The organism is Nocardia acidivorans NBRC 108247 (assembly GCF_001625085.1).
Taxonomy (GTDB): domain Bacteria; phylum Actinomycetota; class Actinomycetes; order Mycobacteriales; family Mycobacteriaceae; genus Nocardia; species Nocardia acidivorans.
Genome location: NZ_BDAW01000006.1, coordinates 42355 through 55635, shown reverse-complemented (window position 1 = coordinate 55635; position 13281 = coordinate 42355). Strand labels below are relative to the sequence as shown.

At 66.6% G+C, this 13281-nt stretch carries 17 protein-coding genes; 8 read left to right on the top strand and 9 right to left on the bottom strand.

What is annotated here, in order from left to right:
• Positions 1 to 58: 58 nt before the first annotated feature.
• The 3 genes from NA10_RS35190 to NA10_RS01945 are packed head-to-tail and all read right to left on the bottom strand — an operon-like array spanning position 59 to position 2314.
• Complete coding sequence (locus NA10_RS35190) at positions 59 to 565, bottom strand: Cif family virulence factor (protein WP_174562462.1); 507 nt, start codon at positions 563 to 565, stop codon at positions 59 to 61.
• Between the two features lie 20 nt (positions 566 to 585).
• Positions 586 to 1695 carry an NADH:flavin oxidoreductase gene (locus NA10_RS01950; protein WP_067562532.1) on the bottom strand — a complete coding sequence of 370 codons (1110 nt, stop codon included), beginning with the start codon at positions 1693 to 1695 and terminating at the stop codon, positions 586 to 588.
• A 19-nt stretch (positions 1696 to 1714) separates the two neighbouring features.
• Positions 1715 to 2314: an NADPH-dependent FMN reductase gene (locus NA10_RS01945; RefSeq protein WP_067562529.1), complete on the bottom strand. Its 600-nt coding sequence runs from the start codon at positions 2312 to 2314 to the stop codon at positions 1715 to 1717.
• Positions 2315 to 2432: 118 nt separating this feature from the next.
• Here NA10_RS01945 and NA10_RS01940 point away from each other — a divergent pair, with 118 nt between their 5' ends.
• Positions 2433 to 3170: a TetR/AcrR family transcriptional regulator gene (locus tag NA10_RS01940; RefSeq protein ID WP_067562527.1), complete on the top strand. Its 738-nt coding sequence runs from the start codon at positions 2433 to 2435 to the stop codon at positions 3168 to 3170.
• Between the two features lie 74 nt (positions 3171 to 3244).
• Here the strand turns inward: NA10_RS01940 and NA10_RS01935 are convergent, their stop codons facing one another.
• Both NA10_RS01935 and NA10_RS01930 read right to left on the bottom strand, forming a co-directional pair.
• Positions 3245 to 4180, bottom strand: coding sequence for a hypothetical protein (locus NA10_RS01935; protein ID WP_157555946.1), 936 nt, complete (start codon positions 4178 to 4180; stop codon positions 3245 to 3247).
• 133 nt (positions 4181 to 4313) lie between these two features.
• Entirely contained in the window at positions 4314 to 4514 is a 201-nt protein-coding gene (locus NA10_RS01930) for a hypothetical protein (RefSeq protein WP_067562523.1), read from the bottom strand.
• 137 nt (positions 4515 to 4651) lie between these two features.
• On the opposite strand from NA10_RS01930, the gene NA10_RS01925 reads away from it, so the two are divergent.
• The gene (locus tag NA10_RS01925) at positions 4652 to 5539 is read left to right on the top strand and encodes a 3-methyladenine DNA glycosylase (RefSeq protein WP_067562717.1); all 888 of its coding nucleotides are present in this window, start codon (positions 4652 to 4654) and stop codon (positions 5537 to 5539) included.
• Positions 5540 to 5555: 16 nt separating this feature from the next.
• On the opposite strand, the gene NA10_RS01920 is transcribed toward NA10_RS01925, so the two are convergent.
• Positions 5556 to 6029: a MerR family transcriptional regulator gene (locus NA10_RS01920; RefSeq protein WP_067562520.1), complete on the bottom strand. Its 474-nt coding sequence runs from the start codon at positions 6027 to 6029 to the stop codon at positions 5556 to 5558.
• Between the two features lie 19 nt (positions 6030 to 6048).
• Positions 6049 to 6915 (bottom strand): SDR family NAD(P)-dependent oxidoreductase, encoded by an 867-nt coding sequence (locus NA10_RS01915; protein ID WP_067562518.1) that lies wholly within the window; start codon positions 6913 to 6915, stop codon positions 6049 to 6051.
• Here NA10_RS01915 and NA10_RS39060 point away from each other — a divergent pair.
• The 5 genes from NA10_RS39060 (at position 6914) to NA10_RS01895 (ending at position 11199) form a co-directional block, all read left to right on the top strand.
• Positions 6914 to 7351 (top strand): NAD-dependent epimerase/dehydratase family protein, encoded by a 438-nt coding sequence (locus NA10_RS39060; RefSeq protein ID WP_307188371.1) that lies wholly within the window; start codon positions 6914 to 6916, stop codon positions 7349 to 7351. The genes NA10_RS01915 and NA10_RS39060 overlap by 2 nt on opposite strands.
• Positions 7352 to 7430: 79 nt before the next feature.
• Complete coding sequence (locus NA10_RS01910) at positions 7431 to 8948, top strand: LVIVD repeat-containing protein (RefSeq protein WP_245676965.1); 1518 nt, start codon at positions 7431 to 7433, stop codon at positions 8946 to 8948.
• Positions 8945 to 9589 carry a DUF305 domain-containing protein gene (locus tag NA10_RS01905; protein ID WP_067562512.1) on the top strand — a complete coding sequence of 215 codons (645 nt, stop codon included), beginning with the start codon at positions 8945 to 8947 and terminating at the stop codon, positions 9587 to 9589. Before NA10_RS01910 ends, NA10_RS01905 begins: the two co-directional genes overlap by 4 nt.
• The gene (locus tag NA10_RS01900) at positions 9586 to 10356 is read left to right on the top strand and encodes an SDR family NAD(P)-dependent oxidoreductase (RefSeq protein ID WP_067562510.1); all 771 of its coding nucleotides are present in this window, start codon (positions 9586 to 9588) and stop codon (positions 10354 to 10356) included. Before NA10_RS01905 ends, NA10_RS01900 begins: the two co-directional genes overlap by 4 nt.
• Before the next feature lie 117 nt (positions 10357 to 10473).
• Entirely contained in the window at positions 10474 to 11199 is a 726-nt protein-coding gene (locus NA10_RS01895) for a PaaI family thioesterase (protein WP_067562508.1), read from the top strand.
• Here NA10_RS01895 and NA10_RS01890 read toward each other — a convergent pair.
• Together NA10_RS01890 and NA10_RS01885 are read right to left on the bottom strand one after the other, a co-directional pair.
• Entirely contained in the window at positions 11192 to 11377 is a 186-nt protein-coding gene (locus NA10_RS01890; RefSeq protein WP_067562506.1) for a hypothetical protein, read from the bottom strand. The two genes, NA10_RS01895 and NA10_RS01890, sit on opposite strands and share 8 nt — an antisense overlap.
• Positions 11378 to 11419: 42 nt before the next feature.
• Complete coding sequence (locus NA10_RS01885) at positions 11420 to 12055, bottom strand: HD domain-containing protein (RefSeq protein WP_067562503.1); 636 nt, start codon at positions 12053 to 12055, stop codon at positions 11420 to 11422.
• A 106-nt stretch (positions 12056 to 12161) separates the two neighbouring features.
• On the opposite strand from NA10_RS01885, the gene NA10_RS01880 reads away from it, so the two are divergent.
• On the top strand, positions 12162 to 13109 hold the full coding sequence (locus tag NA10_RS01880) for a GlxA family transcriptional regulator (protein ID WP_373862330.1): 948 nt from the start codon (positions 12162 to 12164) through the stop codon (positions 13107 to 13109).
• Positions 13110 to 13281 lie beyond the last annotated feature (172 nt).

Below are 13281 nucleotides of genomic sequence, written 5' to 3'. Positions count from 1 at the left end.
TCGATCAGCCCGTACTGGATGCCCCGGACGACGCCCAACCGGATCTCTGAATTCCCTGTCATGACAAGCCCTCCTGAACGGCCGCACTGGCAGCGGACTCAGACGCCGCCGCCTGAGGAGTCGGTGGAGTCGGTGGAGTGGAGTCGGTTCGTCCGGGTGGCTGCGTGATCGGTGTGTTCTGAGCGCCCGCGAGCCACCATCGGCCGTTCCGCTCGACCAGTACGTACATCGCGTTCTCGGAGAATCCACCCGGTTCGGTTGCACGCCTGCGGATTTGGGTCAGCACGACCTTCGGTGTCGGGGACGTCGCAACGACGACTTCGAACTGTGACGGCGGCGCGACCTGTGCGTCCATCAAGCGGCGGTGAATGGCGTTCAATTCGGCGTAGCCGACTACCGACGCACCGTATGGACTGCCCCACACCACATCTGCGGCAAAGGCGCCGTCATAGCCGTCCGCGTCGCCCGCCGCGCCGGATTGTTGCAGACCTTCGGCGAAGCGAGCGGCGACCTCGTGGGCAGTGGTGGCCCGTGCTGGATCGCCGAGCGTAGGTCGGTTGTGCATTGTTCTGTGCTCCAATCGTTTCAGCGGAGACTGCCGAGCAGGCCGCCATGGAAATGGGTCAGTTCATCGGTGCGGCCCGCGAGGACCTTCGTCAGCCACTCCGGATCCCCCAGCAGGGCCCGGCCGACGGCCACCAGGTCGAACTCGTCGCGCTCCATGCGGTCGAGCAACTCACCGATATCGGTGACCTTGCCGGGTGACATATGTGGGAACTCATCACCCAGCCCCACCGAGCCGACACTGACGGCGGGTTTCCCGGAGAGCTTTCTGGCCCAGCCGGCCAGGTTCAGATCGGACCCCTCGAACTCGGGGAATTGCAGCCGCCGGGTCGAGCAGTGGAAGGCGTCGACGCCCGCGTCGACCAGCAGACCGAGCATGGTCTCCAATTCGTGTGGTGTCTGGGCTATCCGCGCCCGGTAGTGGCCGACCTTCCACTGGGAGAAGCGGAAGAAGATCGGGAAGTCACCAGCGACGCTGTCGCGGCACGCGGCCACAATCTCCGCGGCGAAACGGGTACGGCCGATGACGTCGCCCCCGTAAACGTCGGTGCGCCGATTGGTGTGGGCCCACAGGAACTGGTCGATCAGATAACCGTGGGCACCATGGATCTCGATGCCGTCGAAGCCCAGAGCTTCCGCGGACACCGCTGCCGTGACGTACGCGGCGATCACGGCATCGATATCCGCCTGGGTCATCTCTCGGCCCGAGGCGGTGCCGTCCAGCGCGATACCGGAGGGGCCGATCCGCGGCGCGTCGGGGACCGGCGGATTGCCGACCATGCGATCCATGCCGACGTGCCACAACTGCGGCATGATTCGGCCGCCCGCCTGATGAACCGCATCGACCACGGCCGACCAGCCGGCAAGAGCCTCGTCACCGTAGAAGTGCGGAACCCGTGCGCTACTGCCCGCGGACTCATGGCCGACATAGGTGCCTTCGGTGACGATCAAACCGATACCGGCCGCCGCCCGTCGGGCGTAGTACTGCGCGACCCCGTGCCCCGGCACTCCGCCAGGTGAGAACTCGCGCGTCATCGGTGCCATCACGACGCGGTTGGGCAGCGTGAGGCGTCCTATCGAGAAGGGGCGAACCAGGATGTCGTTGGTACGTTCGAGAAGCTTGGTGGTCATCGATCTTCGCTTTCCGGCGTCAAACGGCATACGGGCGGACGCGCTTGGCCTCGCGCAGCGACCGACCCCACCAGCTGAGCTGGTCGAGCAGGGCCTTGGCCGCGCCATCACACCCGGGGTCAGACGGTTTGCGGTCGGCATCGAAGACCTGAGCGGCATTGTGGAAACTGACCGTGTTTCGGATTGTCACCGCGTGGAGCTCCGCGAGCACGACGCGAAGCTGTTCCACCGCGCGCAACCCGCCGGAAAGTCCGCCATATGAGACAAATCCGACCGGCTTGGCCTGCCACTGCTCGTTGTGCCAGTCGAGGGCGTTCTTGAGCGCTGCGGGGAAACTGTGGTTGTACTCGGGCGTGACGATCACGAAGGCATCAGCTCGGTCCAACCGGGGCGACACCGCGGCCAACTGCGCTACGACCTCGCCGGAAGGCGCCTGCCCGAACGCCGGGAAAACGGTTGGCAGTGGCGTTTTCACCAGGTCGATCAGATCGGCTTTCATGTCCTCGCGCTGAGCGATGTGTCCGGTGATCCAGTCGGCGACGACCGGGCCGAACCGCCCCTCCCGGACGCTGCCGACGATTACCGCGATCCGCAGGACGCCATCGGTCGACTCAGCCATGGGAGCCTCCGGGCAATGTGTACATTGTATCCATAAAGTACAACGTACACAGCCGTGTGTACGTTGTCCACGGCCGGTACGCTGTATGCGACATCATCCGGCGGAAGGAATCCAACCGATGCCCCCTCAGGGGAAACAGTCGGCGAACGAGGACAAGGACCTCGTCTCGCTATGGGAGCGCCTAGAGCGGCCGGTGCCAGCTCCCCGCGCCACCTTGACTCCCCGGCGGATCGCCGAGGTCGCCGTCGCGGTCGCCGACGCCGAAGGACTCGACGCGGTGACAATGCGCCGACTGGCCACCGAACTCGGCGTCGCTCCCATGGCGGCGTACCGCTACGTCACCGGCAAGGACGAACTGCTCGAGTTGATGGTCGATTTCGTCTACGCCGAGCTGGATCTGCCCGACGGCACCGACGGCTGGCGCGCGACCATGCGGTCCATCGCGCTGCGCACCAGAGAAATCCTGCTGCGACACCCCTGGGTCTCACGAGCGGCTTACGGCGCACCGACACCGAACCAATTGGCCGTGCCGGAGGCGACTCTCGCCGTCCTCGACGGTCTCGGGCTCGATGTGGACACCGCCATGGCGGTCTACAGCACCGTCATCGCCTATATGCACGGCGCGGTCGACTCGGAAGTCAGGACGAGTCGGATGCTGCACGCCCGCGGCTGGGCCACCCGCGAGGAGGCTCGCGCAGGACTGGCCACACAGATGGCCTGGCTGATGAAGACCGGCCGCTACCCCATGTACTCACGGTATATCCACAATGCGGACCGCAAGGACGATGTGCAGTGGCAGTTCGAGATCGGGCTGGACTCCGTCCTCGACGGTATCGCGACGCGCCTCGGGATCTGACCGGATCCTCAGGACCGCCAACGCTGTCCATATCGCCTCGATCAACCAATCGCTACGCTATGGCGACCGCATTCCTACGTATTCGGAAATCCTGGCTCGGCTGACAGCATCCGAACACCGTGCCAGGACGCACCTTTCATCAGCTTTATGCCGAGTTCTGGGTCCACGCCGGTCAATTCGACGAGTTCGCCAGCTGTCGGGGGTCGCGCTTTGCCGCCCTTGAACTGCTTCAAGACCCTGTCGAGTTGCTTTCGGTCGGCTGGTGAGCAATCGGGATAGATCGCAGCGGCCCGGTCCTTGATGCTGGACACCGTTCGCGCCAGCTTTTCCGGATCACGGTCGAAGTCGAAACCCGCTCGCGCCCAGGCGACGGAGCCGTCCTGAACGGCGAAGACCTTGATCTGGGCGACGCCCGAGCGACGGTAGTAGTCGTTGATCGCAGCGGTGAAAGCTCTCGAAAAGCCCCTGCCACGAGCTGACGGTTCCAAGCGCATATGAGCGTTGAATGCGACCGTCCCGCCGCGCTCTGTATAGATGTGCCGTTCAAGTCTGCCTACGCGCCCTCCGGCACCATCGATGATCTCACCGTTGAATCTGAAGCCGGTGACCGCATGCCCGCCGGAACCGTTGGGCCCGAAGTAGGACACGTCGGTGAGCCGCAAGCGATACGGACCGTACTGCTGTTCCAATCCGGATAGCTGCTCGCGAAGCCATCGGTTGTCCAAGCTTGGGACCCGTAGCAGTTCGTCCACGCCTGGTACCGACGAGAGATCGGGTGCTGCGGTCAATGGCCGACGATTGGGTTCGATCCGGCTTAGTTCACGATCCGCCCTGCCCGCATGATTTATCGTCTTCGCGAGCCAATCGTCCTCTCCCCCGATTGTCCTGGCAGATTTGGAGAGGTCGTTGGCACAGCCTCGAATCGAGGACGCCTCATGCTCCGCGAACCGCTCTGCTGCTCGGGCCACGCGATGCGCGCTGTCGCGAAGCATCTTGGAAAGCCTGGACATCATTTCACACTATATCGATGTCATGGTGATGGCTCGCACCTGCGTCAGAAACTGTGGCAAACGTCAGATCAATGGGCAACGGAGATGTGGCACAAGTGATTCCGCAGATCGAGCCTAGCCCGAAAACCGCAGGTTATATCGACCTCGATTTCGCACGTGAGATCACCGCGCCGAAAACGAAGTAGAGCGCGCCCTGGTCGGCATCGCAGTCGTGGTGCAGGACCAACGTCAGTCGAGTGCGACGGATCACGGCGGCCACGACGATGGGGGCGATCCAGATAAGTCCAACACCGATGATCAGGATCGCGTGTTCGGCCGTTTGGGGCTGGTCCATGTCACCCGAACGTCGCAGCCGGCAGAAACCACGTTGATCGTGACCCGGCAACGAGATCGGGCCGATTCGGTCACCGCGGACCGGTACGCGAGAATGTCTGGGTGAATACCCACGCCGACCATGAGCAAGCCCTGGACCTGCGGTTTCTACCGCAGGTCCAGTGGCGTGCCCGGGCGGCGGCGCACCGCGATCGCGTCGACGCCCTGGTCGGACCGTACCTGCATCAGCGGGCGGCGGGCACCAAACATCCCGTCATCGACTTCCTGTTCACCTACTACGGCCACAAACCCGCCCAGCTCAAACGTTGGCACCCCGGCTTCGGCGTAGCGCTCGCAGAGGCCCCCGATTACGCGCAAGCCCGCGGCTACCACCAACTCGCGCACACCGACGCCGTCACCGCCGACCCGGCCTTCCTCGAAAAGCGCCGCGGCACCATCGAATTCGTCACCCGTCTGCTGGAGAAAACGGCCACCCGCCCCGCCCAGCTCTCCTGTTTCGGCCTGCACGAATGGGCCATGGTCTACCGCACCGACGACCTGCGGCACGCTGTCCCCCTGCGCCTGGGCTCCGCGGGCACCGACGCGGTGGTCGAGTCAATGCAATTGCGCTGCACGCACTTCGACGCTTTCCGTTTCTTCACCCCCGAGGCCGTCCCCCTCAATATCGAACCCCTCACCCGCGAATCCCAGGAACAACGCGAACAACCCGGCTGCCTGCACGCCAACATGGACCTCTACAAGTGGGGCTTCAAACTGACCCCGCTCATCCCCTCGGATCTGCTGTTCGCCTGTTTCGAATTGGCCTGCGCCGCCCGCGAACTGGATATGAAGGCCAGCCCCTACGACCTCTCCGCCTACGACTACACCCCCATCCGGATCGAAACCCCTTCCGGCCGCGCCGAATACGTCCGCGCCCAAGCCGACATAGCCGCCCGCGCCGAAGTCCTACGCACTCAACTGACGAACATCTGCCACGCCCTCCTCGACTCCGGCGATCATCCGGACATTCGAGCCGGCCGCCGCTGAGAGCCGGTGGGCGGCATCAGCCTTCCGGGTGTCCGTCGTAGACGCGGATCTTGTACTCGGTGGTCTCCAGCGCCAAGCCGAGCTCACGAATCTGTCGTCTGATCCGGTCTCGCTGGTCGAGCATGATTCGGCGGCGTTCGGGAATGGTGCTCGGGCCTTGCTCGACGAGCGCGATATAGCGCTTGAGGTCGGCCATGGTCATGCCCGACAGCCGCATTCGAGTGAGGAAGACCAGGCGGCGCAGATCGAACGCTGAGTACTCGCGGTACCCGGAGGCGTTGCGCGCGGGCCGCACGAGTCCCTCCTGCTCGTAATACCGGAGGGTGTGCGCCGACAGCCCGACGAGCCGGGCGGCCTCGGCGACACTCCTGGGCGTCGGCGACGCCTCGATCGTGGCGTCGTCGAGCAGTTCGTGCAGCGCGTCGATCGCCGACGAGGACGGCCCGTCACCGGCCGCCAGGATGCGTTCGATCAGCGCTTCGGTCGCCATGGCGTACAGCGTACGGCGATCAGAACGCGCGCACCGCGGGCGGCATATTCGGGAAGTCCGCCGACTCACTCACGGACGCCCATTTCTCCACATCGTCGAGCGCACCGCGGTAGACGCGGGTGAGATTGCGAACCGCCTCGGCACCGAGCGGCAGCCGCAGCGGTGCGTCGGGCTGCTCGAGCATGTCTCGAATCACCCGGGCGGCGCGAACCGGATCGCCCTCCTGCCGACCGTCGGCCTCGGCCATGTTCGCGCGCACGGCACCGATGGGTCCGTCGTAGATCGAGCTCGACTGCGCGGTCTCGAGCACATCGGCGGCGTTGAACGCGGTGCGGAAACGACTGGGCTCGACAATGAGGACGCGAATGCCGAACGGTGCGACCTCCCCCGCGAGCGCCTCCGACCAGCCCTCGAGCGCGAACTTACCCGCCGAATAGCTGCCGACGGCGGGAAAAGACATCCGCCCGCCCTGGCTGCTCATCTGCACGATCGCACCCGAGCGACGCTCCCGAAAGTGCGGCAGCATGGCCCGAACATACGCGGCCGGACCGAACAGATGTTGTTCGAGCATGGCCCGCAGCGCGGCATCGGTGATCTCCTCCGCCGCACCAACCTGTCCGCCCCCGGCATTGTTGACGAGCACGTCGACGCCCCCGAACACCTCCAGCGCCCGCCGCACGACCACCGCCGCTCCCGCCGTATCGCGCACATCGTGCTCGACGGCAAGCAGCCGATCCCCATACCGCCCCGCAAGCCCCTCGAACCGGTCGACCCGCCGCGCCGTCCCGACCACTCGCTCTCCGGCCGCGAGCGCCGCCTCCGCGAGCGCCAGCCCCAGCCCCGAACTCGCACCGGTGATAAGCCATGTCTTCGTCTCGTTCGTCATGGCCCCGACGCTAAAGGTTCGAGCGCGCTCGAAAGCAAGCCGCAGAGCCGATTTCTGCCGTGCGGAAGGTGGCGCGGGTAAGTATTGGCTTATGGGGGCCTATTTGGTGACCGGCGGGACCGGAGTGCTGGGGCGGGTTGTGGCCGAACGGCTTCGGGAGCGGGGGCGTGAGGTGCGGGGGCTGTCGCGGCGGGCGGGGGCCGGGACGCACGTCGGCGATCCCGAGACCGGGGTGGCGGAGGCCGTGGCGGGGGTGGCGGAGATCGTGCACGCAGCCTCCGGTAATAACAGCTGCTCCGGGGGGTCGTTCAGCCGCACTCGCCTAATTCGGATCGCACCCTACCGAGCGGTCAGTTTATGGGTTACGGTTCCGAGACGTAACCGTGACCACATTGGGGGCCGTACTGTGCCCGGGGTCACGACAGGCAGCTCTTGAGGGAACGGGGGGCACCGCGATGGGGCGGTTCTCGGGAATGCGGCGGTCCAGGCCCGCAGGTCTTTTCGCGGTGACGCTGATGTGTGCGGCCATGCTGCCGCTCGGCGGGGCGTCGGCGGATCCGGCCGATGACCTCGGCAGCGCGGTGCGGCAATTCTTCGATGTGGGGCGCACCTCGGTGCCGCGCGCGGAGTGCGGGCCCGACGCGCTACCCGAAACCGGTATGCAGGGCGATGTTCCGGCCGCGGACCGCGACAGCGGCCGCAGCACCCAGGGTTACCGCTGCAATATGTCGTTCGTGGGCGGATATGTGGGCAAGGGTGCGGGGATCACCTCCACCACGTTCGAGCACTGCTCGTACACCGGCTCGATGTTCCCGGGCAATATTCTCGGGCCCGCCCAGGGCGTCCAGGTGCTGGACGTCTCGGATCCGGCGAATCCGGTGGAGACCGCGAGCCTGACCGAACCCGCCATGCTGGCGGGCACCTGGGAGTCGCTCAAGGTCAATGCCGAGCGAAAACTGTTGGTGGGCACCGGGGTTCCGGTCGGCATCGGCGCGGGCTTCCTGTCGGTCTACGACATCTCCGACTGTGCGCATCCGCGCCTGCTCAATCCGGGCAGCGGCACGAATCTGCTGATGCCCCTGCCGATCACCACGCACGAGGGTGGTTTCTCCCCGGACGGCAACACCTACTGGGCCTCGGGCATCGCCCCCGGTTTCGTCAGCGCGGTCGATCTCACCGATCCGACCAATCCGCATGTGATCTGGCAGGGCCTGACCGGTATCGAGGCGCACGGTTTCGGCATCAGCCCGGACGGCAATCGCATGTACCTGTCCGCACTGGGCGGCTTCACCACCCTCGATATCAGCGCGGTGCAGCGGCGCGATCCGAATCCGCAGGTCAACCATCTGGGCCGGGTGTTCTGGATGGATGGCTGGGCGACCCAGCACAGTATTCCGGTCATCTATGACGGCCAGCCGTACCTGTTCACCGCCGATGAGGGCGGCGCGGGCGGGGTGAAGCTCATCGATATCTCCGATGACACGAATCCGAAGGTCGCGGCCAAGATCAAACTGGAGATCAACCTGCCGGAGAACCAGGACGCGGCCATGGCCTCGGCCATGGGCGGTTCGGTCTTCTCCTACGATGTGCACTACTGCGCCGCCGACCGCCCGAACAATCCCACGGCCCTGGCCTGCGGTTGGGAGGAGTCCGGTATCCGCGTCTTCGATGTGCGAGATCCCTTCCACGCCAAGGAGATCGCGTATTTCAATCCGCCCGCGCGCAAGGGCCGCAACCTGGAGCTGTGGAACTCCCCGCACGCGCTCGCCTCGATCATCGGGGTACCGGTGATGGAGTTCCCGTCGGCGGCGCGCGCCATGCTGGAGGGCAAGTTCGATCCGACGCAGGCGCTGTCGTCCCGCACCGGCATGGTGGCCTTCGGCGATCTGTCCACCGACTGGTGCTTCTCCCCGCCGGAATGGCACGGAAATCAGTTGTGGGCCACCTGCAATGACAACGGTTTCATGGTGTTGCAGCTCGCCGGCGACGTCTACACCCCGCCTGCCGATCAGCATTCCGTGGTGGGTTCATGACGGCCGATCGCCGGGTCCGCGGCGCGCTGGTCGGGGTGATCGCCGTCGTGCTGTGCATTGCCGGAATGCTGTTGCGCCCGCTGGTCATTCCCGAGAACGAGTCCGCTCCCGCCGTGCTGAATCCGGCCGAGATCGGCTTCACCCAGGACATGCTGGCGCATCACCAGCAGGCACTGATCATGGTGCAGCGCCTGGACACCGGCATCGACCCGGCCATTCGGCAACTGGCACAGCAGATCTCCGACACCCAGCGCCTGGAGATCGGCACCCTGCTGGGCTGGCTGCGCCTGGCCAATGCCTCACCGACCAATCCGCATCCGATGTCCTGGATGCCCGAGGCCGATATGCCCGCCGGACATGATCATTCGGCCATGACCGGCACCGCGACCATGCCCGGTATGGCCACCATGCGGGAACTGGACGCGCTCTCCGCCGATAAGGGCGCCGACGCGGAGACCTACTTCCTGCAACTCATGCTGCGCCACCATCGCGGCGGCGTGGCCATGGCGCAGGCCGCGGACAAGCTGGTGAAATCCGGTCCGGTGAAGGAATCCGCGCGCGCCATGATCACCGAGCAATCCCAGGAGGCGGGAATCATGACCCTGCTGCTGGCTCAGCGTGGGGTACAACCACTCTCATGACGAATCTCGAAGGACGCGTAGCGCTGGTCACCGGCAGCGGACGCGGTATCGGCCGTGCCATCGCCCTCGCCCTGGCGCAGGACGGCGCGGATGTGGCGATCAACTACCGCTCCGACGCCGAGGCGGCCGCCGAAACCGTCGCCGCCGTCCAGGCATCGGGCCGGCGCTCCATAGCCGTGCGGGCCAGTGTGGATTCGATCGAGGACGACGAGCATATGGTCGATCGGATCATCGACGAGTTCGGCTATATCGATCTGCTGGTCAACAATGCCGGAATCGCCAGTCGCGGAAGATATGTCGCCGATACCGATCCCGCCGAACTGCTGCGCGTCATGTCCACGCACGCCCTGGGCGCACACCATGTCTCGCGACTGGTGTTGCCCTCCATGCGATCCCGTCCGCGCGGGGACATCATTATGATCTCCAGCGTCGCCTCCACCGGATACGCGCCCGGTGGCGCGCCGTACACCATGGCCAAGGCCGCGCTGGAGGCTCTGGCCTTCACACTCGCGAAAGAGGAACAGAAGCACGGCATTCGAGTGAATGTGGTCGCCCCCGGGCTGGTCGACACCGAGATGGGGCGTCGCCTGGTCAAGGCGCTCACCGGTATGGACGATATCCGCAAACTTGATGAGAGTTCACCGTTCGGCCGAGTGTGCCGCCCGGGCGATATCGCCAATACCGTGCGCTTCCTGGTCTCCGCGCAGGCGGAATATCTCAGCGGCCAGAAGCTGAATGTGAATGGCGGCGGCTCCGCGTTCGGCTGACCCGCAACCGCCTGGGCTGTGCAACTTCTCACCCGCACCCCCGATACGCCCACCCGCCGCCCGGCGTTATCGTCGAATGATCGATCGGCATGCGGTATATGGAAGGGCTTGGCAGGTATGACGGTTCCGCTGGACACGCTCACCATTCCCGACCATATCCACGGCTACCCGCAGGTGGCCTTCGGCGGCTATGTGGCAGGCATGCTCGCGGGGCGCAGCGGCGCCCCGACCGTGCGCATCGATTTCCGCCGTCCGATCGCGGTGGCCACCCCGCTCATCCTGACCGCCGACGACGGTCACGCCGCGCTCACCTCCCCCGACGGCACCCTCCTGGCCGAGGCGACACCGGCGGCGCTGACCTTGACACCGCCGCCCGCGCCGTCCTGGTCGGAGGCGAAGACCGCGACCGAGACGGCGCTGTCCTCCCCCGCGCGCGGGATCACCGACTGCTACGGCTGCGGTGCGGCCTGCGCCCCGGGCCGCGGCATCCGCCTGTTCTCCTGGTCTCTCCCGGGCCGAGCCATGATGACCGCCGCCTGGACCCCCGATCCGGGCTTGGCCGCCGAAAACGGTGAACTCACAGCCGAATCCGTCTGGTCGGCGCTGGATTGTCCCGGCGGCATCGCGGCGTTCATCCACTCCGATATGGCGCGGGGAGCGGTCACCGCGGCCCTCACCGCCACCCAGCTGAACCCGATCCACGCGGGCGAAGACTACATCTCGCACGCCTGGCCGATCAGCCGTGACGGCCGCAAACACACCGTCGGCGTGGCGATTTCGACGCCGAGGGGCGAGCTGTGCGCACTCGCCGAAGCGCTCTGGGTGGAACCCCGCGTCAGCTGACCGGCGCTGCGGGCTGCCCGCGGCGCCGGACCAGAGTCGGGTCCGCGAATACCGAGATGCGGTGGAGGGCTTCGGCTTCCAGGGTCGGTACCGCCAGGCCGAACGCCGCATATTCGCCGTCGATGGTGCGCAGGTAGGCCGCGGCGGCGGGTTGGCCGTTCGCCGAGGTGGGCGGCACCCGCCGACCGTGACGCGCCCGCGCCGGAAACGAACTGACCCGCTATTCCGGCCAGGCCGAGTTCTCGATCACTTCCACGAAGTCGGTGCGCACGAATCCCGGCGAGAAGTGTTCGAGGACATCGGCTTTGACATTGCCGAAGGTGGTGGCCGGGCGGTCCGCGATACCCTCGGTGAACGCGGCCAGAATGCGGCGTTTGAAGTCCGGCCGGGGATGCGCGGCGACCACCGCCGCACGGGTTTCGGCGGGCAGGTCGTCGTAACCGATTCCCAGCACGTCGAATTCGACCCCGGCGGTGACCAGGGCGATTTCCGGCGCCATGCGGCCGGGAATCTCCGGGGTGGTGTGCAGCGCGATCGCGGTCCACACCGTCTCGGCCGCATGCGCCGTAATCCCGTGCGCCAGCAGGAATTCGCGGGCCTGGTCCGCGCCGTCGATCTCGAACCGCTGCTCGGTGGTGCGGTATTTCTCGGTGAGGCCGAGGTCGTGGAACATGGCTCCGACGTACAGCAGTTCGGGGTTGTAGTCGAGTCCGCGCCGCTCGCCCTGGAGCGCGCCGAAGAGGTACACCCGGCGGGAGTGGTCGTAGATCAGCGGGGTGGCCACATCCCGGACGAGTTCGGTGGCCTCGGTGGCGAGGCGGCTGTCGGGGATCCGGATATCGGCGATGCGAGTCATGCTTCGAGCCTGGCCCGTGACCCCCGGTCACCGCCCTGGCCATCTGGACACATACCCCACAGATCGGGCCATTACCCTGGACGGTGTGACCCACCGCAAGCTCGCCATGCTCGCCTATGACGGCGTTCGCCTGCTGGATGTGACGGCTCCCCTCGAAGTCTTCAGCACCGCAATCGCATTGGGCGGCGACTACGAACTGACGCTGTGCTCGCCCACCGGCGCTCCGGTGGCGACCTCGGCGGGCGCGAGCTTGGGCGTGGCCGCCTCCTTCGCGCAGATCTCCGACGCGGACACCCTCCTGGTTCCCGGCTCCCCGGAGCTGCCCGGCGCGCCCGCTCCGGCCGAACTATTGGACGCGCTCACCGCCCTCGCCGATCCCGCACGCCGTATCGCCTCGATCTGCACGGGCGCGTTCGCGCTCGCCGCGACCGGTCTGCTCGATGAGCGCCGGGCCACCACGCATTGGCGGCACGCGGGGACCCTGGCCCGGGCCTATCCCCGCATCACCGTCGAACCCGACGCGCTCTATGTGCGCGACGGCCCGATGCTCACCTCGGCGGGTGTGAGCGCGGGGATCGACCTGTCACTGTCCATGGTCGAATCCGATGCCGGGGCCGACCTGGCCCGCGAGGTCGCCCGCGATCTGGTGGTCTTTCTGCAACGCCCCGGCGGGCAATCGCAGTTCTCGGCCGCCTCACGTATCGCGCGGCCACCGCACGATCCGCTGCGAGCGCTGCTCGACGAGATCGTCGCCGACCCCGCCGCCGATCATCGCCTGCCGGCGCTGGCGGCGCGCGGGTCGCTCAGCGTCCGCCATCTGACCCGCCTGTTCCGCGAGCAATTGCACACCACCCCGGCCGCTTTCGTGGAATCGGTGCGGCTGGAGGCGGCGCGGGCGCTGCTGGAATCCGGTGAGTCCGTCACCCGGGCGGCGCGACGCTCGGGCCTGGGCAGTGATGAGTCGCTGCGCCGAATCTTCCTGCGTCACATGGGCATTACGCCCTCGGCGTACCGGGCCCGGTTCCGCTCCGCCATGACGCGTCAGAGCGCCTGAGCGACGGGGGCGGAAACGCGCTAGCGAGTGTCGCTGTCGTGTTCGCCACCGGAGTGATCGCCACCGGTGGCCCCGCCCTCTTCGTTGCCGTCATGACCGAACGTGCACGCCGGGTTGGCGACATCCGGGTACGGGCAGACCGCATTCGGAGGTGTGAGGTCCCCGGGTCGGC